This window comes from Nostoc sp., assembly GCF_036917465.1.
Lineage (GTDB): Bacteria > Cyanobacteriota > Cyanobacteriia > Cyanobacteriales > Nostocaceae > Nostoc.
In genome coordinates, this window is sequence record NZ_JBALDL010000076.1 from 1 (window position 1) to 22,865 (window position 22,865).

15 protein-coding genes and 2 pseudogenes are annotated in these 22,865 nt (G+C 41.4%); 6 read left to right on the forward strand and 11 right to left on the reverse strand.

Annotation, left to right across the window (positions count from 1 at the left end; genetic code table 11):
* The 5 genes from V7K38_RS18030 to V7K38_RS18050 form a co-directional block, all read right to left on the reverse strand.
* Window positions 1-1,490: condensation domain-containing protein (locus tag V7K38_RS18030; RefSeq protein ID WP_334859767.1), on the reverse strand; the 1,490-nt coding region annotated here is incomplete at its 3' end.
* Window positions 1,487-7,336 carry a type I polyketide synthase gene (locus tag V7K38_RS18035; protein ID WP_334859768.1) on the reverse strand — a complete coding sequence of 1,950 codons (5,850 nt, stop codon included), beginning with the start codon at window positions 7,334-7,336 and terminating at the stop codon, window positions 1,487-1,489. The genes V7K38_RS18030 and V7K38_RS18035, both read right to left, overlap by 4 nt.
* Window positions 7,337-7,374: 38 nt before the next feature.
* Window positions 7,375-8,646 (reverse strand): cytochrome P450, encoded by a 1,272-nt coding sequence (locus tag V7K38_RS18040; protein WP_334859770.1) that lies wholly within the window; start codon window positions 8,644-8,646, stop codon window positions 7,375-7,377.
* A 13-nt stretch (window positions 8,647-8,659) separates the two neighbouring features.
* The gene (locus V7K38_RS18045; RefSeq protein ID WP_334859772.1) at window positions 8,660-10,789 is read right to left on the reverse strand and encodes an AMP-binding protein; all 2,130 of its coding nucleotides are present in this window, start codon (window positions 10,787-10,789) and stop codon (window positions 8,660-8,662) included.
* Window positions 10,790-11,452: 663 nt separating this feature from the next.
* The gene (locus V7K38_RS18050; RefSeq protein ID WP_334859773.1) at window positions 11,453-11,596 is read right to left on the reverse strand and encodes a hypothetical protein; all 144 of its coding nucleotides are present in this window, start codon (window positions 11,594-11,596) and stop codon (window positions 11,453-11,455) included.
* Window positions 11,597-12,081: 485 nt separating this feature from the next.
* Here V7K38_RS18050 and V7K38_RS18055 point away from each other — a divergent pair, with 485 nt between their 5' ends.
* Together V7K38_RS18055 and V7K38_RS18060 are read left to right on the forward strand one after the other, a co-directional pair.
* The gene (locus tag V7K38_RS18055; protein ID WP_334859774.1) at window positions 12,082-12,360 is read left to right on the forward strand and encodes a hypothetical protein; all 279 of its coding nucleotides are present in this window, start codon (window positions 12,082-12,084) and stop codon (window positions 12,358-12,360) included.
* The gene (locus tag V7K38_RS18060) at window positions 12,357-12,491 is read left to right on the forward strand and encodes a hypothetical protein (protein WP_334859775.1); all 135 of its coding nucleotides are present in this window, start codon (window positions 12,357-12,359) and stop codon (window positions 12,489-12,491) included. The genes V7K38_RS18055 and V7K38_RS18060 overlap by 4 nt, the downstream gene beginning before the upstream one ends.
* A gap of 372 nt (window positions 12,492-12,863) precedes the next feature.
* Here V7K38_RS18060 and V7K38_RS18065 read toward each other — a convergent pair.
* Both V7K38_RS18065 and V7K38_RS18070 read right to left on the reverse strand, forming a co-directional pair.
* Window positions 12,864-13,344, reverse strand: a pseudogene (locus tag V7K38_RS18065) (transposase); the annotation flags it as partial.
* A gap of 296 nt (window positions 13,345-13,640) precedes the next feature.
* Window positions 13,641-13,988 carry a hypothetical protein gene (locus tag V7K38_RS18070; protein WP_334859776.1) on the reverse strand — a complete coding sequence of 116 codons (348 nt, stop codon included), beginning with the start codon at window positions 13,986-13,988 and terminating at the stop codon, window positions 13,641-13,643.
* Between the two features lie 274 nt (window positions 13,989-14,262).
* On the opposite strand from V7K38_RS18070, the gene V7K38_RS18075 reads away from it, so the two are divergent.
* A complete protein-coding gene (locus tag V7K38_RS18075; RefSeq protein ID WP_334859777.1) occupies window positions 14,263-14,460 on the forward strand; it encodes an NblA/ycf18 family protein in 198 nt (65 codons plus the stop codon).
* A 274-nt stretch (window positions 14,461-14,734) separates the two neighbouring features.
* Here the strand turns inward: V7K38_RS18075 and V7K38_RS18080 are convergent, their stop codons facing one another.
* Window positions 14,735-15,079, reverse strand: a complete 345-nt coding sequence (locus V7K38_RS18080; RefSeq protein WP_334859779.1) for a hypothetical protein — start codon at window positions 15,077-15,079, stop codon at window positions 14,735-14,737.
* A gap of 460 nt (window positions 15,080-15,539) precedes the next feature.
* Between V7K38_RS18080 and V7K38_RS18085 the strand changes: the two genes are divergently transcribed.
* Window positions 15,540-16,643, forward strand: coding sequence for a hybrid sensor histidine kinase/response regulator (locus V7K38_RS18085; RefSeq protein ID WP_334859780.1), 1,104 nt, complete (start codon window positions 15,540-15,542; stop codon window positions 16,641-16,643).
* A gap of 485 nt (window positions 16,644-17,128) precedes the next feature.
* Here the strand turns inward: V7K38_RS18085 and V7K38_RS29695 are convergent, their stop codons facing one another.
* A complete protein-coding gene (locus V7K38_RS29695; protein ID WP_442940783.1) occupies window positions 17,129-17,302 on the reverse strand; it encodes a hypothetical protein in 174 nt (57 codons plus the stop codon).
* Between the two features lie 147 nt (window positions 17,303-17,449).
* Here V7K38_RS29695 and V7K38_RS18095 point away from each other — a divergent pair.
* Window positions 17,450-17,560, forward strand: a pseudogene (locus V7K38_RS18095) (IS5/IS1182 family transposase); the annotation flags it as partial.
* A 154-nt stretch (window positions 17,561-17,714) separates the two neighbouring features.
* On the opposite strand, the gene dnaK reads toward V7K38_RS18095, so the two are convergent.
* The gene (gene dnaK, locus V7K38_RS18100) at window positions 17,715-19,619 is read right to left on the reverse strand and encodes a molecular chaperone DnaK (protein WP_334859781.1); all 1,905 of its coding nucleotides are present in this window, start codon (window positions 19,617-19,619) and stop codon (window positions 17,715-17,717) included.
* A 412-nt stretch (window positions 19,620-20,031) separates the two neighbouring features.
* The gene (locus V7K38_RS18105; RefSeq protein ID WP_334859782.1) at window positions 20,032-20,853 is read right to left on the reverse strand and encodes an SDR family oxidoreductase; all 822 of its coding nucleotides are present in this window, start codon (window positions 20,851-20,853) and stop codon (window positions 20,032-20,034) included.
* Between the two features lie 257 nt (window positions 20,854-21,110).
* Here V7K38_RS18105 and V7K38_RS18110 point away from each other — a divergent pair, with 257 nt between their 5' ends.
* Window positions 21,111-22,790 carry an ATP-binding protein gene (locus tag V7K38_RS18110; RefSeq protein WP_334859783.1) on the forward strand — a complete coding sequence of 560 codons (1,680 nt, stop codon included), beginning with the start codon at window positions 21,111-21,113 and terminating at the stop codon, window positions 22,788-22,790.
* The last annotated feature ends 75 nt before the right edge of the window (window positions 22,791-22,865 follow it).

A 22,865-nucleotide genomic window follows, 5' to 3' on the forward strand; every position in this document is an offset into this window, starting at 1 on the left:
AATTGGCAAATCGGCTGGTGTGGATTTGCCACAATCCCCTCAAGTAATGTGACAAAATGATTTGCCATCCGCTCAATGGTGCTGCCATCAAACAAATCGGTGTTATATTTCCAAATCCCTTTGAGTGCTTCTGTTGTATCAAAAATTGTCAAAATTAAATCAAAAGGAGTCGCTTGTGACCGTGGAGTTAGTGTCTTGACAATTAAGCAATCACTATCTGTAATTGATACTTGTCCCTCATTTTGGTGCGAACGATCCCAGACGATCGCTACCTGATAAAGTGGAGAACGGCTAGGGTCGCGTAATGGTTGCAGTCGCTCTACTAATAAAGGAAACGGGTAGTCTTGATGTTCTAGCGCACCTAACACACAACAGCGCACTCGTCTGAGCAACTCTGTAAAGGTAGGATTTCTAGACAAATCGGCTCGCAAAACAACCGGACTGGTAAAGTAACCAACAATCTTTTCAAACTCTTCCAGGCTGCGTCCCGCCATTGCAGAGCCAATTAAAATATCTTCTTGATTTGTATATCGTAGTAATAGTACCTGAAATATTGCCAGCATAACTGTGTAAACAGTTACACCTTCGGTTCTTGCTAATTCTGTAAGCTTATGGCTCAGTTCTTCCTCTAAAACAAAAGGAAAGGAAGCACCTTTATAAGTTTGTACTGGTGGTCTTGGTCGATCTGTTGGTAAACTTAGTATCGGTAACTCCCTAGCCAACTGCTCGCGCCAGTAGTTCCACAGGCGTTCACCTTCCTGACTTGCTAACATGCGGGTTTCCCACTGCACGTAATCTCTGTATTGCAGGTTTTGGGATGGGAGTGTTACTTCTAAGCCGTTGTTGATGGCTTGATAAATTACCCTCAGTTCATTGATCAGCAATTCCAAAGACCAGAAATCCACGACTATGTGATGTGCCGTGATTAGCAGAATTACTTCTTTTGTTGCCAATGCATCTGTTATAATTTCTCGAATTAACAGATGAAAGCGGATTATAGGCCCGTTGTTGAGATGAAAGGGGCGATCGCTCTGTGTCACCAACCAGTTTTGTAAGTCTTCTTGGCTCCAGTTAGCCTCTGTTTGCACTCTAAAGCAGACTTGTTGATTTTCTTGAATTGTTTGTACTGTTTCACCGTACTCCACGGTGTAGATAGTTCTTAAAACTGAATGGCGCTCAATCAAGGCTTGAGCGGCCTGTTTTAATGCTGAAATAGTAACATCTGATACTAATTGTGCTGCGTATCCAACATTGTAAGCTGCACTATCAGGTGCTAGTTGGTATAAAAACCAAAGAGCTTTTTGTCTATGGCAGAGAGGGTGAGTTTGCTTTTGCAGCAGGGAGATAATTTCTGGTTTATATTGCTTAATTTCCGCCAACAACTCAGGGGTTAATGCATCTTCTGGAGCTTCATAGCATAGTTTGCCGTCCTCAACCCACAATTCTATATCTGTTATCAAAAGATTTTGCAGGAACTTGACTATATTCATAACTCACCTCTAATCCTGGTCTTCTTCGTAGATGTGGTAGGTACAACAAGTGTTTTGGAAATGGAATTAACCTCGAAAAGTTGCTCGCTGACAAGTTTTGTTAGACTAACGACACTGAGATTATCCAAGAATTTGGCGATCGCAATGTCCACTCCTAAATCTGCTCTCAGCCGATTTCTGAGTTCGATCACTGTTAAAGAATCAAGCCCCATTTGGTTTAAAGGCTCATCAATATTTAGTCCCGATGCACTAATTCCTAAAGCTTTAGCAATTCGCTCTTGCAGATAAGTAATTAACAGCAATTGACATTTTTCTGTGGAGGCTATCTTTAATTGGTCTAAAATCTGGGGCTGTTGAACTGCTTTCTGCTCAGACAGTCTTTGTTTCTGGACTTTTGCCATCAATTCAGCAATTAAAGTAGGGTAGTCACCCAATGGAAATTGCTCAAGCAACTTCGACCAGTTAATCTGGATTACTCCGACTTGAGCTATATCTTTCTGCACTACTTGTTCTAGAATTTGTAACACCTGTCGCGCTGAGAACGGCTCTACTCCTTGAGCCATTAACTGGGCAAAGCGTCTCTCGCCAACAACACGCGCCATACCAACCGTAGACCAAGGCCCCCAGTTGATACTTAGCCCTGGTAAACCGAGTACCTGGCGATGATGTGCCAAAGAATCTAAAAAGGTGTTTGCTGCTGCATAACTACCTGATCCGGAAGAACTAAATATAGAAATAGCTGAAGAAAAAAGTACAAACAAGTCTAAAGGTAAATCTTTGGTTAGGGTATGTAAATTCCATGCACCGCTTACCTTGGGTGCAAAAATTTTTGCAAATCCTTCCCATTGCTGTTCTTGTAACAAGCGAGCTTCATAAATACCTGCGGCATGGATAACACCCCGCAAAGGTGGTAGAGATATTTTAATTTGAGTTAGTAAATCGGCGACTTGCTCTTTTACAGATACATCAGCTTGGACTACTACAACTTCAGTTCCAGTTTCTTCTAATGTCCTTAAAGTTGCTTGAGCAGCTTCATTAGGTTGACTACGCCCTACTAAAACTAGGTGTTTTGCTCCATGCTCTACCATCCATTGGGCTAGCAATAAACCAATTCCACCAAAACCACCTGTGATTAAATAGGTAGCATCAGCTTTGAGGCGCAAAGATTTTTTGACAATTCTATTACTGTGTACTAATCGCTGAACATACCGTTTTCCGTTGCGAAAAGCTATATGAGTTTCATTAATAGTTGCCTTGTGTGGAAAAATTTCGGCAAATAAAGCTTGTGCATTGTTATTTCCTACTGGGTCTAGATCCACCAGAGTACAGTTAAATTCTGGATGCTCATCTTTAATTACTTTTCCTAGTCCCCAGACAGGTGATTGCGCTACTCCCCCAAGTGTAGATTCCTCACTCACTCGTTGTGCGCCTTGTGTCACCAACCACAATGTAAAAGACGGCAAAAATCTTTTACTAATCAAAGATTGGACTAGGGATAAAATACCACCACATCCTATCTGTGAGGCAATCTCTAAGTCTGTTACTGTAAGAGCGTCTGCTTCAACTGTATCTAAGCCCCATAAATAAACCACTCCCCGCCAGGGAATTTTATCTTTTGCCACTTGTTCAACTAATAGCTGAAAGTCTTCTGGTGAGGCAGGGTTGATGCTGAATTCTTGGCTTGTTATCTGTTTATATTCCTTAGCAGGGAAGACAAAGATAGCAGCTTGTTCTTGTGAGCGTAAAAGTTCACTTAACTGCTGACAAATACCTTGATTGTCAGCAAAAATTAGCCAATTTCCTAATCCTGTTTTGTTTTGATTTGGTTTAGCTGCTTGAGCGAGAATCACCGCTTGCTGTAATAGGCTGCCTTGATAACTTGGAGCAATGGTGGTTGCATTTTGAAAGTTACTATTATGCAATAACTTTTGCCAATTTTCAGTTGTCAGTAATGGGTAGTTGGGACGTAACTGCAAATCAGTAAATCTCCACCATCCGTCTGTTAACCCAAAAATTAAATCTAGCCAGCGTGATTTACTAGTTCCTTCTAGCAGCAATAATAATCCTTTAGGAGCTAATAATTTGTGTACATGCTGCAAAGTAACTTGCAAATCTTGAGTAGCGTGTAACACGTTAGCTACTACAATTAAATCATACTGATGTTCGCTAAAACCTTGCAATTGTGGGTCTTTTTCGATGTCCAATAACTGATAGTTGACAAAAGAGTAATTTTGAAACTTTTGCTTCGCCTGAGCTAGGAATAAAGAAGATAAATCAGTAAAGACATACTCTGTTTGCTCGGCATTAAAGGATGCTAATAGGTAGGAGGTGGTTCCGCCAGTTCCGCCACCAATTTCTAATACTCGCAGTTTACGCCCTGGTGGTAAATGTTCTAGTATTGATACAATGGACTGCTGCATCAGGGTATTCATCACTTTTGCCACTGGTGAATCCTGATATAGCTGGGTTGCTGTAGTTAAATCACCTTCGGGAAATAGCAAATCTAGAGGATTAAGTTCTCCTCGCAGAACTTGTGCTAGATTCGACCCGCATCGCTCCAATAGGGTAAGTGCAGCAAAGGCATCTGGGTATTGAGATAAAAGGCTAGTTATTTGTGAGTGAGGATGCTGTATCTCAGGAACTTTTACCACATACCATTGTTCGCCCTGGCGCTGGAGTATTTCAACTTCTACAAGCATTTCCAACAGCCGAGCCATTAGCCGCGAATGTTGGTTAACTACACCCAACTGCTGTATCATGTCTGGAAGACAAAAGTGTTGCCCCAACTGAAAGTTGAATTTCATTTCTTGGAATGCTGAGATTACATAGGTAATACTCAAAGCTTCCAGTTGAATTAGTACTTCTTGATATAGTTGACTTTCTGGCGATATTAAATGCTGTGTTTGAGGCAAGAGGCGATCGCCTATTTCTTTGGGATTAGGTATATAATCTGCAATTGACTGCTGTATACTACCTTGCGATCGCCACACTATTTCGTAACAGCAATCTCGAATAAAATCTGGTATTTGGTGTTGTTTGTGTTCTCTGACTAAAACTGCTAATAGTTCAGGTAATAATTTTAGTTGTTCTTGTGAGAAATTCCCTGCCTTCTGTACTAACTCAGTTAACTGTTCAGTATCTCCTTGTTCAAGAAGGTTAGTAATCGGGGTCTGGATATTTTCAGGCAATAAAGACTCTGCTTGTTGATATTTTCGTTCGGAAGTGGGAATCCAGTAGCGTTGCTTTTGCCAGGGATAGGTTGGTAGTCCGCTCAGCTGTCGCCCATAACCTTTTTCAAAGCTAGACCAGTCTACAGGTACTCCACAGACATATAATTTTCCTAAACTCTGGAGTATTTGCTGCCAATCATTTTGTCCTTGACGCAAACTTGGAAGCCAAACGCCCACTTTTTCAGGAAGACAGTTGCGCCCCATTCCTAACAAGGTAGGTTTTGGCCCAATCTCCACAAAAATTTCGTAACCATCAGCATGAAGTGTCTTTAAACTATCAGCAAATTGCACACAATAACGTAAGTGTTTTCCCCAATATTCAGGGGTAATATCTGCTTGAGTTAATCGTTCTCCTGTCAGGTTAGAAATTAAGTCAAATTGAGGTGTATTATATGTGATACTAGTAGCAACTTGATGGAATTCTGTTAGAATTGGCTCCATCAAGGGTGAGTGGAAGGCGTGGGAAACTTGTAGTTTTTTTGTCTTAATTCCCTCTGCTTCTAAGGCAGTACAAATTGACTCAATTGCGTGCTGTTCGCCAGAAATTACAGTATTTTGTGGAGAATTTATAGCAGCAAATGCGACTTTTGTATATTCTATTTTGGTAATTGCACGTATAGTGTCTGCCTCGGCAAACACTACAGCCATCTCTCCCCCTGGTGGTAATGTCTGCATTAGACGGCTTCTTGCGGCAATCAGCTTCAGCCCATCTTCTAGGCTAAAGACTCCCGCCACACAAGCAGCAACATATTCTCCTAAACTATGACCCATGACGGCGGTAGGTACGACACCCCAAGATTTCCAAAGTTTGAAGAGTGCATATTCAATAGCAAATAAAGCAGGTTGGGTGTAAGCAGTCTGGTCTAGTGGAGAAGTCTCTGTTGGTTCGGGGTAAAGAATTTTAATTAATGACTTGTCTAAATAGTTACGTGAAATTACCTCGCAAAGGTCTAGGGTTTGGCGAAAGACGGGCGCTGTTTCATACAATTGGCGTGCCATGCCAATATATTGTGAGCCTTGTCCAGTGAATAGAAATGCCACTTTTGGAGGCTTCTTACTTTTTACCTGACCACTAACAACTGTGACAGTCTCTTCCGAAGTCGTAAAGGCATTTAGTTCCTTTTGCAACTGCACACTAGATTCAGCGACAACAGCCAGACGGTAGTTAAAATGAGATCGCTTTGTGTTGGCAGTAAAACAAATATCTGCTAACAATATCTCAGGGTGGTTGTTCAAGAACTTCTGATAACTTTGTGTCAGTTCCAACAGAGCATCTTCACTTTTAGCTGACAGGGTAAGAAGTTGTACAGGACGTTCAATTGGGTTATCTAGGGGAATTTCTGGGGGTGCTTCTGTTAAGACTACATGAGCATTTGTGCCGCCAAATCCAAAGGAACTAACGCCTGCTATTGCCAAATTATTTCCTTGCGGCCAAGGCTCTAAGGTTTGTTGAACTCGTAGAGGCAGTTTCTCAAAGGGTATATAAGGATTTGGCTTTTGAAAATGCAGGTTTGGAGGAATTTGTCGATTTTTGAGAGACAACGCTACTTTAATTAACCCAGCAATTCCGGCTGCTGCTTCTAAATGTCCAATGTTGGTTTTAACTGAACCTACACGACAATAATTTCCAGGGAGTCGCCCTTGTGCCAGTACTTTTCCCAGAGCCTTCATTTCTATAGGATCGCCCAGGCTCGTACCTGTTCCATGAGCTTCAATGTACTGCACCTGGCCAGGTGAGATGCCTGAGTTTTGGTAGGCAGAGCGCAGAACGGCTTTCTGGGCTTGGGGATTGGGAGCTGTAAGTCCATTGCTACGCCCATCTTGGTTGATGGCGCTTCCTCTGATGAGGGCATAAATGCGATCGCCATCAGCCACAGCTTGCGATAGAGGCTTTAAAATTACTACACCTGCGCCCTCGCCGCGAACGTAGCCATCTGCTCGCTCATCGAAGGTTTTGCAACGCCCATCGGCAGCCATGAACCCTGCTTTGGCAAAGTTAACGGTAGCTTCAGGTAACAACAAGGCATTCACTCCTCCAGCCACAGCCAAGGTAGACTCTTGATTCCATAAGCTCTGACATGCATAGTGAATCGCCACCAGTGACGAGGAGCAAGCCGTATCAAATGCTACGCTTGGCCCCAAAAAATTAAACAAGTAGGAAATGCGGTTAGCGGCCATGGAATGAGAAGCCCCAGTACTCATATACATGTCTGCGGTGGCCTTCTCCCACGTCAATACAGAAAAATCTTGTGATGATATTCCCATAAAGACACCTGTGTGGGTACCTTGAAGATGGTCTGGTATTTGCCCAGCATCTTCTAATGCTTCCCATGTAACCTCCAGCAACAATCGCTGTTGGGGATCTATGCTCATCGCTTCCCGTGCAGAAATACCAAAAAATTTAGGGTCAAATTGATCTATCTGTTCTAGAAAACCACCCCAATAAGTTTTTGTTTTATCTAATTTTTCTGTATCTGGAGCTAAGTGCCATCGAGAAGCAGGCATTTCTGTAATGGCATCTACACCGTTGCATAGTAATTGCCAAAAAGCTTTTGGATGATTGGCCTGCGGAAAACGACACCCTATGCCTATGATTGCAATTTCTTCTTTATTCATTGTTAAGTATATGTTAAAAAAAAAGCATGATTTATGAATTATTGACAACTAAAAGTTACAGGCAGAGATGTTAAGCCCCGTAAGGCTAGATTCTTTCGCCACTCTAAGTTGTCTGAAGCTAGCTGTAAATTAGGGAATTGTTGCAGCAGTGTGTTAATAGCAATTTGAGCCTGAGCGCGTGCAAGGGTGGCTCCTAAACAGTAATGAATACCATCACCAAAAGCAAGGTGATTATTCTCAGATCGATTAATATTTAACCGATCTGGGTCAGGAAATTGGGCTGGATCTCGGTTAGCTGCTCCTAAGCAAAGAAGTATCTTTTCACCTGCTTTAATTGTTTGGTTGCCTATTTCTATGTTTTCTAGTACAATCCGGTTTGTCAGTTGAACTGGGCTATCGTAGCGAAGTATTTCTTCAACAGCATTTTGAATAAGTGTCGGTTCCTTTTTGAGCTTTTCCATTTCTTCTGGGTGACGAAGCAAGGCCAGCATCCCGTTGCCTATTGTGTTGACTGTAGTTTCTTCACCTGTTGCAAATAACAATATACAAGTTGACAATAGTTCTTCTTCACTGAGCTTGTCACCTTGCTCTCTAGCTGCAATCAAGCCACTGATTAAGTCTGGTTGTGGATTTTTTTCTCGTTCGGCAACAAGCGTGCGTAAATACTCTTGAAATTCATTGATAGCCTGATTCATGGCTTCATATTCTTCTAATGACACCAGCGCATCTAATATGCGAGACAAAACATTAGACCACTGATGAAGCTGGTCTTGAGCTTCATTCGGTATTCCCAACATGCTACCAATTACAGTTACAGGAAGTGGACTAGCAAGGTCGGCAATAATATCTATATTTCCTGTGTTCTGAACTTTGCCCAGCAACTCATTAACAATTCCCTGGATACGGGGACGCATTTGTTCAACTACTGTCAAAGAAAAGGCTTTTGTTACTAAACCGCGTAATCTCGTATGATCCGGCGGATTCATATAAAATAATAATCTATTGCTGATAGAAGCTAGGGAATTTAGATTCCTTTGTTTGCCTTGGAGGTATTGGTTTTTTTCTTTAATTAATTCTGGCTTGTCATGGCTACAAACACGACCACTTTTTAAAACTGCTTTCACATCAACGTAGCGGGTAAGTACCCAATCACCATCAACAAAGTATCGGTGTAAAGGTTCTTCACTACGGAGGTGATGGTAAGTTGGATAAGGATTAGTGCGAAATTCTCTGTTAAAAGGATTGAATTTGAATGTTTTGGCAGAACTGAGTTTTTTTGTCTGAGTATTTGTATTGGAAGTTAGGTTCATTGAATGTACCTTTCTAAACTACAAGTGGAAAAGTTGTTGATTGCAATAATTGATATTCCGCTGCTAAATACTGTGCTAGCTCTTCAATGTTGGGGTACTCCCAAAAAAGAGTAGGTTCAAGTTCACAACCAAGCCATTGCGCTAATTCACCTGTTAAGCTGACTGCTACTGCGGAATCTAGACCGTATACAGCAAAAGGCTCTTGAATATCTATATTATCTGGGGACACTTTCAAGGACAAGGCTAGATGAGAAACTAGCCAAGTGGCGATCGCTTCTTCTGTAAAAGTTGGTGGGAAGGATTCGCTATTGACTGACGATTCTTGTGAATTTTGCACTTCTTCCCAAAGGGCTGCTACTTCTTGTTGGAGTTGTTGTAAATCTATTTGTCGAAGACTCGTTGTCCAATCTCCGATGACATCCAAACTTTTATTCAAAAAACCATCCCGACAAGCATGGCGTTGAATCTTACCACTGGATGTTTTCGGGATACTCGCTGGCTTCACTAGCACAACAGCATGGACTTGTAGCTCGTGTTGCTGGAATATTGTCTGACAAATTGCCTTAGCTACTTCATCCACATCTAGCTTTTGTAAATAACTTCGCTCTATTTCTTGAACAATGACTAGCCTTTCAATACCTTCTAACTCCACAGAAAATGCTGCACCACAATTCAAACGCATTGCTGGATGGCTCTTCTGGACTGCCAATTCAATATCTTGAGGATAATGATTTTGCCCTCGAATGATAATCATGTCTTTGATGCGACCTGTGACAAATAACTCGCCATCAAGCAAAAATCCTAAATCTCCAGTGCGAAGAAATGGCCCTTCTTTTGAGTCTTGCAGTTGTGCATTAAAGGTCTGTTGAGTTTCTTGAGGTTTTTGCCAATAGCCACCAGCCACACTCGGCCCACAAACCCAGATTTCTCCTATTTGTCCATCTGAGCGCTTAGTTAATGACTCAGGGTGAACAATGACGATTTTTTGGTCTAACCAACTCTTACCCACACCAACAATTTCTCTAGTATCCTTTTGCTTTGTTGTGGCAATTTCTACAAGGTTGTGCTGCAAAGCTTTTTCTTTCACAAAGTTAGTAACTGGCGGAGCTATTTTTAAACCCCCAGACACTATTAAAGTCGCTTCAGCCATTCCATAGCAGGGGTAAAAAACACTTCTTCTAAAGCCACAATCTTTAAAGGTGGTTGAAAACTTTTCTATAGTTTCAGCACGCACAGGTTCCGAACCGTTGAAAGCAAGCTCCCAACTACTCAAATCAAGCTGCGATCGCTGTTCGGGAGTAATCTTATTAACACACAGATCGTAAGCAAAATTAGGCCCGCCGCTGGTCGTTGCTTGATAGCGGGAAATTGCCATTAACCATCTTAAAGGTTTCTGAAGAAATGCACTAGGTGATAAAAGAAAGCTTGGTATCCCTAAATACAATGGCTGTAGCACATTCCCAATCAGTCCCATGTCATGAAATAAGGGTAACCAACCAACACTTACAGTTTTTTGTGTATTTTGGAATGCTGTCTTAATCAATTCCTGGTTGTGTAGCAAATTACCATGACTTACCATCACCCCTTTCGGTGTGCCTGTAGAACCTGAAGTGTACTGAAGAAATGCCAAAGTGTCGCTAGTTATTTTTAAGGGCTGCCAATTTTGTCCAAAGTTGTCGTTAAGCTTTTCGGTAGCTATGTAATGCAAAGCTGCTAGGTCTGGTTCTTGTTTTAAGCTGTGTTCAATATTAGTCAGAACAGATGTTGTTGTGAGGGCGAAACTAGCTTGAGTATCTTTCACAATCGCTTGCAACCTTCTCATACTTTGATTGCGACGTGGTGGATATATGGGAACTGCTGTAACACCTGCGTATAAACAACCAAAAAAAGCGATAATGAAATCTAGTCCGGGTGGATATAAAAGCAGCACTCTTTCTTTTGTAGCTTTCATACTCTGTAACTTGGCAGCAAGCGATCGCGCTTTTTGGTCTAATGCTTGATAAGTTAAGCTAACTTCTTCTGTTTCTCCATCAAGCAAAAAGGTATATCCTACCTGGCTTTGTTGCTCTTGCGCTCTTTTGCATAACAGGTCAACTAAAGTCTCTTCACCGTAAGTTAATACTGAAAATAAATTGTTTGTCATCAATACTCCTGCTTGGTTATTTGTGTAAATGAGTTAGTCAATCTACATATAAATAAAGAGTGTTTCTAGTTGTTAGTCTCTAAAATTTCTGTAACTTTCACGGATCATAAGTTACTGCCTACAGTTATAGTAATTTTGACCTCCATCAAAGTCCCACATTAAGTAATTTACTATAGGGAGCAACGTGAAAAAGTGAGAACCAACAAATAATGTCACTTTAAAAACTTTTTCAAGCTGATAGCATCAGTAAAAACACTAAAAAAACGGTAATTCTGCCCAGTTTCCTATCAATAAACCAATTTTATTGATAGAAAAAATCAAATCTCACAAAATCGCGTTACTCCCCTATAGTAATCCGATTTTATTTATGAAAAAATCTAAGTATGTGTGGTAGCGTGGCAAGGCTAAAATAGTGCTTTAAAAATATCTTTGAAGGAGGCAGGAGGCAGGAGGCTCATAAGGGGATTCAGACCCATCCTGAACGGGAGCCACCAAATTGTAAATTTGGTGGGGGTCTTAAACCCTTGCTCCCTCTGCCTCCTGCTTTCGTTGATAAAACCGCTTCGACTTGCCAAACATCAAGCTGATTCCATAATCATAAGATGTGTATCTATTATTGTCCACGAGTTTGTAGAGATTTAATCTCCAAGCTCGTATTCTCGCTCAATCAATACCCAACAACTTCTCTTCAACAGCAGTCAAATACGGTGGCTTCAACTCACCCAGATGCTTCAAAGCAGTACGGGCAGATTCTTCCAAGTTTTCCTTTTCCCGTAGCCTATGAATGCGATCGCTAATTTCCTGCATCTGCTGACATTCCGATTCCAGGTCATCAGTGATAAGTTAAAATAATTTTACTTTTGTCAATTAGAAATTATACTGAAAACTTAGATAGGTAAAATGTATTGAATGAAGTTTTATACGGAAATGGGGGAGCGACAATGAATTGATAGGTATCAAGATTATGCGTAGGCGTAGCCAATCGAAAAATTCTGTTTTCGACCCCGATTTAGGCAATATTTTAAGTATGATTGCTTATTGACAAATAGTATATGGTCTTAAACTCTCACGAATGCACGTTGCCAGGCCGCAATCATGATGTTGATGGTCAGGGGATGCCCTCAAGCTGGCCTCAGTTTGGGTGTAACCGAGAGAATCGATGCGATCGCAGCTATCTGAACATACTCGAATGACATTCATGGCTGTAATCTATATAGAGCATAGCTTAGAGCTTTTCTTAGTGCCATTCTCTCGTGATCTAAGTCCCCCACCATCTCCTCAATATCCACAATATGAATATCGATCGATTGCAGTCACTTAAGCAAAAACTGACGAATGACGCAGACTTGTCCGATATCTGGCTATTTTATATGGATCATTTTGCGGATCAACCGGAATTGACTGACCTGGGTGAGCCTGCCGATAATGAATATCTAGATGCTGTCCTCCAAAAAACTTGTCAGCAGATGTTTAGCAGGGCAATAAACATTAGTGACTTTTTGCTGATCTACATCGCTCAATATCATTTATTTCATGGAGCTTTCCAAGTTGAAGGACGTATTGGGGTGTGATTTATTTCGAGGATATAAAAATTGGCTTAATTGTAGTGTCAGAGGATTATCCAGCTACTAATGTAGTTAATTATTCAGGGTTTTCTGAGGTGATTCAACTGTCGGCTCCTAATCGCAACGATCGCAATTGAGAGAAGCACAACTTATAGATGTTTCAAGAAGTGCGATTGCATTTATTGACAAGGCAGGCGCAGTTTTCAATTCATGGTTGTTAGAAGGAGGTTTTGTTGGGTTGCAACAAGACAAGACGATTTCTTAAGGGCAGTGACTCTCAAAAAAATACTCTACTGAGTTATTCATCTAGGCATTTACAAGTTCCAAGTTTTACAGACACCGCCGCAGAGAAAGTAAAAAAACTTAGTAATTTGGCACTCGCATGAAACCACTAGTACAAGTCGGCGGAAATAAACCCACTATTACGAACCTTGAAAAAATCATCATTTGCAGTCTTTAAAAATGGTAAGCGTATTTACGCCAAGCTGTACTAGTAAGCTAATAGGCATTTAAATTGCAACATAGTCACTATTACATTTATTTTTTGATTTTCGATACCACTTAATTACTAATTCACCTTTATTTAAAAGTTTATCTAGTAAAAGCTTCGATTCATCTACTGATTGAAAGAGACGATGAGCGATGTACTCTTTACATGAATACTAGACTAATTCGATGATATTGTAATCAGGACTATATGCAGGTAAAAACTCTAATATGAAATTAGGGATTTCCTGGGCAATAAAAGCCAAGAATATCTTTACGTTTATGGAAACTGGTATTATCTAAAATTAAAATAATCTTGGGGACAAGCTCCCGGAAATCCTCAGTGCTGTTTCCCTGACTTATCCACTCTTGTTTAATTAATTTATTTAATTCCTATAACTGCTCATAAAAGATATCTCTCTCACCTTTTTTAATAAAAAAGCATACCCGTTTCCGATCTCCTTCTCGGATTCCTCCCATCACATTGACCCGACCACGCCGTTTATATTATGCAGCTTAAATGCCTATTAGCTTAGTCTGGCAAAGAAAGTTTGCTATGTAATGGAGTTCTCGATATGCTATCTGACGTTGGTGTGCGACTAGAATTTTGGTGAGGCTCAAAGACAGCCCCCATAGTTAATAATCCCTTGATGCTGGATAAGAGTTAGTTCTTTTTGCTTGGGAGGAACTGACCTTTTAGCGATCGCAATCTGTGCAGAAAAATCACACCATCCATTCAGTCCACTGGGGGGCTAGGCTGTTGACTTTGGGTGTTTTGAGTCAATTTCAGAGAAAATTATTTATGCTACTTTTCTTTGTTGTAAAGCGGCTGGAACAGCCGCTTTACAACAAAAACAGGCGACACATTTTTTGCATGAAGTCTTATAGGGTAAAGGGTTCAGAGTCAACACCCTACTGGGGGGCATCTGCCACCATCTGAGCAAGGCGGAACTTTTCACACTCCAGCAGGCAGCATCAGGCTTCAGATAATCCTGATGCTGCCTGCTGGTGTAAGTCCTTGTATCAATACCTTTGGCATTAGCCACCTTACGATAATGCTCCTCATCGATGGCAATAAGAGCCGCCTTCATCCACAGCGAAGTCCCTTCATCACCACCGTTGCCCAAAGGAATAATCGTATTGCCCATCTCTTCTTTTGAGCGATGGCGCTGTTTCGCCCGCCGTAGGCGATCGCCAGCCGCAAGCAGAGGCGAAAAATGCTTTTAAAATTATAACTTAGGTTTTTACTTAGGTTGCCATAATGGAGTGATATCAAGGTTTTTAGCAGGAGATACGGCAATTAAACCTACTTAGTACGGTTTACACCCCTTTGATCTTTGTAAAGCTAACGTAACATTTATTTATATAAAGCAATATTTGCTTACAGAAGCAAACTTAAATAAAAGAGTAGGTAATAAAGCGATGAATCAACCAATTGAATTATCTTTAGAACAAGAATTTAGCCTGAGAACATTTGCTGACGTTGTGCAGCAGATGTCCCGTGAACAAGCTCAAGAGTTTTTGCTGATGCTCTATAAGCAGATGATAGTTAGGGAAGCGACTTACCAAGAATTGCTCAAACATCAGTGGGAACTTGATTCAGGTTCAATCTTGGGCTAAAACAAACTTTGCAAGGTCACTTTAAGCGACTCAGAAGAGAACGAACACACAATTGTTTTTTCAAGGGAATGTTGCGGCAAGGCAATAGAGATTATTTGCTCCAAACTGGGAAACTGCAAAATAACCGACTCACAGTAACAGTTTTGATGGAACACTGAACTACTCTGAACTACACGCCCACCAGCCAATCACACACCACAGACGTACACTCGCTATTCATTAGTCATTAAGTTGGGGGGCAAGCCCATCAATAAGTTCGAGCGCTGTCTGAGGACTATCTACCATTGAGATTGCCACCGCCCGGTTCAGCGACACAATCGGCGAACAGAGAGCAAATCCTAGAGGCTGTTTGCATTATGATACTGAGGATGGAACACTCATACAACTTCATGGGTCTAAAAAAGTCGTACGCTCTTGTTCCATGAGGACTCCGAGCATTAGTTGTTGTTAGACCAAGCAGAACACCCATTTCATCCAAAAATACAATGTTGTCTGGGTCTATTTCTTTGACTTTCTCCCAATACTCGCATCGCAATTTCTGGACTCTTTCTGTTACAGCTTGGCTGCTATGTAAAGTCTTTTTTTTAGCGTTAACTGTTGCTTTTTTAATTCCCGACACATGGTACTATTACTAACCCATTGACCAGAGGTTTGGCCCCAATATTCGCAGTATTCTGCTAAGGTTGCGTCGGGATATTTTTCAACCATATCAGCAAGTTAAGTCGAGTATCCATTCAACTCACTTTTCATAGTTCCACCCTGTTGTTTTGGTTCCAAATTACCTTGAGTTTTCTTCATCTCAAGCATTTTTTGTACAAAACTCTTGCTGACATTAAATATTTGAGCTACTTTTCTGATTGAAGTGTCTCTTTACTCGTAGGCTTCAACAATTTTTGAACGGAAGTCGGTGGAGTAAGCTTTCATTGTCGTAATTAACGCACTAATAATTAGTGTGCCTCATTTACCTGCAATTTCCTGTATAAAGGTAAAGTTTTGGCTATCTAATACTTAGTTTATTTACGCCGTACTGTACTAGAGTATAATCAACTTTGCTTGGTGTGCTTTACGCTTTTTCATACATGAGTAAATTTGAAATAGTCAATCAAGAACTGGTGATTCTGTTAGTGGATGACGAACCCGATAATTTTGAAGTCATCAGCGGCATTCTGTACAATTGTAGCTATCGTTTGGGATATGCCTCCAGTGGTGTTAGTGCCTTAGAATGGCTAAAAAGGAGCCAGCCTGATGTGATTTTGCTCGACGTGATGATGCCAGAGTTAGATGGCATTGAGGTGTGCCGTCGCATCAAAGCTAATCCAAGTTGGAAGCATATTCCGATCATTATGGTCACTGCATTGAATCTTAAAGAAGAGTTAGCCCACTGCCTTGAAAGTGGAGCTGATGATTTTCTGAGTAAGCCTGTGAGTGCACTAGAGCTACGCGCCAGAATTCGCTCAATGCTCCGCATTAAGCAACAGTCTGATGCCCTCAAAGCCTCTTTGCAACTGCGATCGGACATGGCAAATATGATTGTGCATGATTTGCGTAATCCGCTGACCAGCATTGTTCTGTCTTGTGAAATGCTGGAGCGAGCGAATTTGCCCGATCAATGTCAAACTCGGATCAATCGCATAAAAGTAGCGGAACAACAGTTGCGATCGCTAACCGAAAGCTTGCTGCTAATGGCAAAACTAGAGTCAGGAAAAATGATCCTGAATCTTGAGGAAATAGAGCTCAGTCGCCTTGTTAATAGTTGTATGAGCGATATGCAGGCGATCGCAGCCCAGAAAATGATTCAGATGATTCCCGACCTCCCAGAACCCGAAAGACCCATTTGCGCCGATAAGCTCGTGATGCGTCGAGTTTTAGACAATTTATTGTTAAATGCGATTAAATTTTCTCCATCTAGAAGTCAAGTCACGGTGCAAGTCAATTATTTAGATGACATGAGTACCCAGATTCGAGTGATTGATATGGGTGTTGGAATCACTGACGAACTGAAACAACGAGTCTTTGAAAAGTATGAAATTGGTACTCTGATGGAAAACATTGAGCAGGTTGGCTTGGGGTTGGCATTTTGTCAGATGGCGATCGAAGCTCATGGCGGCAGGATCTCAGTGGAAGATAATCAGCCTCAAGGGTCAGTCATATTAATAGAAATCAGCCAGGGCGAACGCATCTAAATATTAAAGATTAAAAGGATTGTTTATCCAAATGCAGCTTTGCAGAAAATCTATAAAACTGATGTATTTGGTCTGGCGGTAATGCGTCTGAACCTATACCAATGACTTCCCCTTTGATATCGCCAAATTCGCTGTAAAAAAATGAGTCAATTCTTATATCTACCTTCATTCATTTTCTACAAAACAGATATCTTTGTTGGTGATAAAAACTTCAGTTATGTACTTTTAATTCTGGACAATTTGCAGTAGTTTTGTCGTCGGAGTGTCCACAAATCTAGGGTTTTTTCCTTGTAAATCGAAACCTGTTCCGGCTAAAGGTACACGGAGTTCTTGATATTTAACGTTTAACTGTGATCGAGAGATTTTACTATCGATATCTGCTAAATGCTTAACTCGATTTTGAGAAAGTTGTTTCTTGGTTTTTTCTACTTCTAATTCTGCCGCAGTATACCAGAATCTAATTATTTCTTGGTAACTTTTAGACGTTATTGCTCATCAATTCCTAACGTATAATATTGATCATAATTTCTTAATTGAGTCCGTAGTAAGTCATTTTCTACTACTAACACTACTCGACTTTTCAGCATAAAAGCAGCTTCTTGTGGCAAATTAACGCGCAAATATAACAGTTCTGTTCCTGTGGTGGTACTTGAACTCATCAATCGGCGATAAATCTGGTTTTCTTTAATTAATGCAACGCGAATTTTATTTAAAGAATTTAATTCGGCAACCGAAGCAATAAATCTCCTGTTAATTGCGATACAAGAGTCCTGGAATCATAAGACCAGAATGTCAATGATATCGCAGTGAAAATAGAGAAAGCAAAGCAGCTTACTTCAAAGAAATTTAAGCGCATGACTGGAGTCAGCCGCCAAACCTTTGAGCTAATGGTTGGGTTAGTCAAAGCTGATGATCGTCCCCCGTACCCTAATTTTACTGCTTCAATTGCTGCATATCGGCGGCGTACAGACACGATTAATCGCGTCTCCTAAAAAAAATCCCCACCCAAGCGTTTGCTTGGATGGGAATATGAGGCGGGATAAAATAATCATCCCGAAAGAAGTAGGGAAATTATTTGCTCTCTGTAAAATCAGCGTCAATCACATCGTCGCCGCTACCAGAACTAGAGGTGGAACCGCCATCTTGAGGTTCAGCCCCTGGTGCAGCACCAGCACCAGCTTGTTGATAGATGTTGCTACCAACGGCGAATAGAGCTTGTTGCAATTCTGGAGTGAGCTTTTTGATTTGCTCATCGTCTTCTTTAGCAACGGCTTCCCGCAGTTCTTTCACTAAACCTTCGACTTTGGTCTTGTCAGCATCGGGAACTTTATCGCCCAATTCTTGTAACTGCTTTTCAGCTTGGTATGCTAAAGAGTCGGCTTGGTTCTTGCGTTCAATCTTCTCACGCTTGTCTTTGTCAGATGAAGCGTTTTGTTCAGCTTCTCTTACCATCCGGTCAACATCAGTTTTATCCAGAGTGGAAGCGCCGGTTATGCTGATGGACTGTTCTTTACCAGTACCTTTGTCCTTAGCGGTGACGTTAAGGATACCGTTAGCGTCAATATCAAACACTACTTCAATTTGAGGAACGCCACGTGGTGCGGGAGGAATACCATCTAGACGGAAGGTTCCCAAACTCTTGTTGTCGTTAGAGAATTCGCGTTCACCTTGAAGGACGTGAATTTCTACGTTGGTTTGACCATCCACTGCCGTGGAGAAGACTTCTGATTTCTTCGTGGGAATTGTTGTGTTGCGGGGGATAATTTTGGTCATCACGCCGCCCAATGTTTCTACACCCAAAGAAAGGGGTGATACATCTAACAACAAGATGCCAGTAACTTCATTATTCAATACACCTGCTTGAATAGCTGCACCAATTGCTACAACTTCATCAGGGTTAACGCTTTGGTTAGGGTCTTTACCCAATACCTGCTTCACAATCTGGTGGACTGCGGGAATCCGGGTAGAACCACCAACTAACACCACTTCATCAATATCGCCTTTGGTTAACTTGGCATCCCGGAGAGCATTTTCTACAGGGATACGGCAACGGTCGATTAAGTCAGAACAAAGTTCTTCAAAGGTGGCACGAGTCAGGGTTGTATCCAGGTGCTTGGGGCCATCCTGGGTAGCGGTGATAAATGGTAGGTTGATTTCTGCTTGGGTAACGCTAGAAAGCTCAATTTTGGCTTTTTCTGCGGCTTCAGTCAGACGTTGTAAAGCTTGTTTATCTTTCCGCAGGTCAATACCTTCGGCTTTCTTGAACTTTTCAGCTAAAAAGTCAACTATTTTTTTATCAAAGTCGTCACCACCAAGGTGTGTATCCCCAGATGTGGCTAGTACTTCAAAAACTCCATCTCCTACTTCCAGCACAGATACGTCGAAGGTACCACCACCAAGGTCAAATACGAGGATGGTTTCGTTACTCTTCTTGTCAAAGCCATAAGCTAGAGAAGCAGCAGTTGGCTCGTTGATAATCCGCAGAACCTCAATACCTGCAATTTTACCAGCGTCTTTTGTTGCTTGCCGTTGAGAGTCGTTAAAGTATGCGGGAACGGTGATTACAGCTTGGGTGACAGTTTCACCAAGGTATTTGCTGGCATCTTCAACTAGTTTGCGAAGAACTTTTGCAGAAATTTCTTCAGGAGCAAACGGTTTACCAGCTATCGGACAATCTAATTTGACATTGCCGTTGCTGCTGAGAACTTTGTAAGAAACTTCAGTTGCTTCGTTACTAACTTCGTCGTAGCGGCGACCGATAAAGCGTTTGACTGAGTAAAACGTATTTTCGGGGTTCATCACCGCTTGGCGTTTGGCGATTTGGCCAACCAAGTTGTCGCCATTTTTCGCAAATGCTACTACTGATGGCGTTGTCCGAAAACCTTCAGCATTAGCAATTACTGTGGGTTTACCACCTTCCATCACTGCCACGCAGGAGTTCGTTGTTCCTAAGTCAATTCCAACTACTTTTGCCATTTTAGGTGCTGGCTCCGTATAACTACAAATGAATGAATGAGAATAAAAAGGACTAAATTTTGAACCAACAGGTCAATAAATCAGCCAATTCAGCATGAATACCTTTGATTTGGCTTTCCTGGGGTTAAAACTCCAGACTATGCTGATATATATACTGAAGCTTAGTGGTAGCCAGTCCATGAAGGGTGGTTTCCCGAACCTTGCTTAGGACGGTTAAACTAACTAAATAGTTTTTTTAGTTGGTTCATAGATTGATTTGCCTTCACTCTGTCTAATGTATGAGAATTAATACTTTCAGTAATTAGGGTGAACCGTAACATCAGAGTGGTGTTTGCCGTCTTTAGAGGTAAAGTATTGGGAATTAGGGATTGGAAATTGTGGATTGGATAAAATAGAACTCAGCACTTAGCAGTTACTCAAGTCGAGAGAAAAGAGTTTCCCAATCAATCACGGGTGGTCTTTGTCCCTGGTTGACTAGTTCAAAAATTTTCCTGGAACTATTTAGCTGAAAAAGGCATTCCACGCAAGCGTTTGCTACGTCAATGCGACTGGTATCACCCGAAAGTGTATCGCCTGTGGCTACGACTACACCGTATTTACCATCGGTTTTTGCCTTTAGCAGTGTGTTGAGGTCGTATGAGGTATAAGGCCCGTCAATCAAGCGTCCTGGACGGATAATGGTGTAAGGCAATCCGGAATTAATAATCGATTCCTCACCTTTTTGTTTGGCATCCAGGACACCAAAAGCGTTAAGAATACTAAAAGGAAACTGATTTTTACGGAGAATTCCACAGGAAGAGACGAAAACGAATCGCTTCAAATTCTGTGGTGCTACTGTAACTAGGTTTCTCACACCTTGGGCATCGACCTTGGCCGGACTATTCTTTGCTTTTGCTTCGCTAGATTTGGGATTAAGGAAAGTGATTCCCCATTCAAGCAAGTTCGGGGTTTGGTCAAATTCCCATCGTGTAGAGGGAAAGGCAGTGGTTCCAGTACAGCAGATTATCTGGGTGACATTTTGCGTTGCGGCTGGGAGTGTAGCTGGCTGACGGATGTCACCAACGGCAATTTCCGTTCTTTGGTTAAACATTTCTTCGGCTTTTGCGGCATTGCGTGTCAGGACACGAACTTTCAAACCCTTTTCTAAGAGTTTGCCTACCACCAGTTGCCCTACTCCACCAGTAGCACCAGCAACTAGTACTAAATCTTCAGCTGAAGTTTCAAAAGAAGTCATAAATTGCCTTTGAGATAGTCTATTTTTAATCTACTCAAAAAATGCGATCGCGTAGCCTCTCTGTAAGAAGTATCGCCAAGATAGACCCAGATTAAAGATTTGGCTAATAGCTGTTGACTGTGTAGCTTTTAGGCACACATGTGGGAATTTTAAAATCAGGGCAAATTCCCCAAAACTAAATCAGCACAGTAGCCAGCACTTGAGGTTTCGAGCAAGGAATGAAGATTAGTCAGAAATTAATTTCGGGTATTCTAGGAATGGCTACTCTCTCAGTAATTATTGGTGCAGTTAGTGCTTATCAACAATTAAAGATAGCTAAGTATCTTGCCCAAGAAGAGGCTGAAGAAGTTGCTGGACTACTGGAATATTTCGTAAGCCATGAGTTTGAATACCACGAAACGCGATCGCGTGAGGAAACTCTAGCTCAATTACAAGAGCATGTTCAATCGCTACACAAGCAACGTCAGCGCGATTTGGAGATTGTAGACCGTAATAAAATCATACTAGCAGATGTCCTTGCTGAAGATATCGGTACACGATTAGATCGCGATCGCAATAATGAAGTTGGTAAAACTATTCACGATGGTATACCAAGAACTTATGTTGAGGCCAGTCCTGACTACCCACAAGGGATTCAATTAATTGCTGTTGTTTTTAAGACTAAGAAGGGTGAAACAATTGGTGCAGTCATTCTAGAATATACACCTCTTTATGAAGCAGCATTAGCAACAGCCCAAAAAAATATTGTTGTCACCTCGCTCATCAGTTTGGCATCTAGCATACTAGCACTATCAGCAGGCTATTTACTCTCTAAAAGCATCTCAAAACCGATTAAAAAACTCCAGCAAGCTGTTGTAAATCTGGCTGAAGGGAAGTTAAATACCAGAGTTAGTATTCGCTCCCAAGATGAAATTGGCGATTTAGCTACTTCGTTCAACAAAATGGCAGACGATCTCCAACATTCCAGAGATGAGTTGGTTAATGCTAATGAACAATTACGAGAGGAAATTAGCGATCGCCAGCAGGCAGAAGCAGAACTTCAGCAAGCTTTAAAAGAACTGCAAAAAACCCAAATCCAATTAATTCAATCTGAAAAAATGTCGAGTCTGGGTCAATTAGTAGCGGGAGTTGCCCATGAAATCAACAATCCGGTTAACTTTATCTACGGCAACCTCAAATACACTGATGATTACACTCAACAGATGTTGCTGTTAATTAAGCTTTATCAAAAATACTACCCTAACCCAGAGCCAGAAATTCAAAATGCTAACCAACTGACTGATATTGACTACCTAATAGAAGATTTGCCTAAGATGTTAGCCTCAATGAAAATGGGGGCTGAACGCATCCGAGAAATTGTTCTCAGTCTACGAATTTTCTCTCACTTGGGTGAAGCTGAGTTCAAAACGGCGGATCTGCATGAAGGAATCGAAAGTACCTTGTTAATTTTGCAACACCGACTCAAGGCACAAAATAATCGTCCTCAAATTCAAATGGTTAAAGAGTATGGCGAAATGCCTAAAATTCAGTGTTTTGCAGGGCAAATGAATCAGGTATTTATGAACCTTTTAGCAAATGCAATCGATGCTTTAGAAGAGGCTTTTCAAAAAGAACTTTGTCCAAATCCCTTGATTCGCATTTTTTCACAACAGGTAAATGATCGTGTCGTAATTCGGATTGCTGATAATGGATCGGGAATTCCAGAAGCAATCCAGTCGCGTTTATTTGACCCTTTTTTCACTACGAAAGCAGTTGGTAAGGGGACTGGTATGGGATTATCGATTAGTTACCAGATAATTACTGAAAAGCATGGTGGTTCTTTGGAATGTATTTCATCACCGGGACAGGGTGCGGAGTTTGTCATTGCAATCCCGATTCGAGCCGGGAAATCAGTACAATCATCAAGTTGCGATCGCCACGATCGCGTAACAGGGTAAGTACGAGGGTTTTTAGAAAATAATTGCGTAGGCGTAGCCCATCGTAGACATCGCTATATAGGGGAAATTGCGCCC

Excerpts from the sequence above, each read along its gene's own strand:
- V7K38_RS18035 (WP_334859768.1), bottom strand. The coding sequence starts at position 7,336 with ATGAATAAAGAAGAAATTGCAATCATAGGCATAGGGTGTCGTTTTCCG.
- V7K38_RS18040 (WP_334859770.1), bottom strand. The coding sequence starts at position 8,646 with ATGAACCTAACTTCCAATACAAATACTCAGACAAAAAAACTCAGTTCT.
- V7K38_RS18045 (WP_334859772.1), bottom strand. The coding sequence starts at position 10,789 with ATGACAAACAATTTATTTTCAGTATTAACTTACGGTGAAGAGACTTTA.
- V7K38_RS18050 (WP_334859773.1), bottom strand. The coding sequence starts at position 11,596 with ATGCAGGAAATTAGCGATCGCATTCATAGGCTACGGGAAAAGGAAAAC.
- V7K38_RS18055 (WP_334859774.1), top strand. The coding sequence starts at position 12,082 with ATGAATATCGATCGATTGCAGTCACTTAAGCAAAAACTGACGAATGAC.
- V7K38_RS18070 (WP_334859776.1), bottom strand. The coding sequence starts at position 13,988 with ATGGGCAATACGATTATTCCTTTGGGCAACGGTGGTGATGAAGGGACT.
- V7K38_RS18075 (WP_334859777.1), top strand. The coding sequence starts at position 14,263 with ATGAATCAACCAATTGAATTATCTTTAGAACAAGAATTTAGCCTGAGA.
- V7K38_RS18085 (WP_334859780.1), top strand. The coding sequence starts at position 15,540 with ATGAGTAAATTTGAAATAGTCAATCAAGAACTGGTGATTCTGTTAGTG.
- V7K38_RS29695 (WP_442940783.1), bottom strand. The coding sequence starts at position 17,302 with ATGAGTTCAAGTACCACCACAGGAACAGAACTGTTATATTTGCGCGTT.
- dnaK (WP_334859781.1), bottom strand. The coding sequence starts at position 19,619 with ATGGCAAAAGTAGTTGGAATTGACTTAGGAACAACGAACTCCTGCGTG.
- V7K38_RS18105 (WP_334859782.1), bottom strand. The coding sequence starts at position 20,853 with ATGACTTCTTTTGAAACTTCAGCTGAAGATTTAGTACTAGTTGCTGGT.
- V7K38_RS18110 (WP_334859783.1), top strand. The coding sequence starts at position 21,111 with ATGGCTACTCTCTCAGTAATTATTGGTGCAGTTAGTGCTTATCAACAA.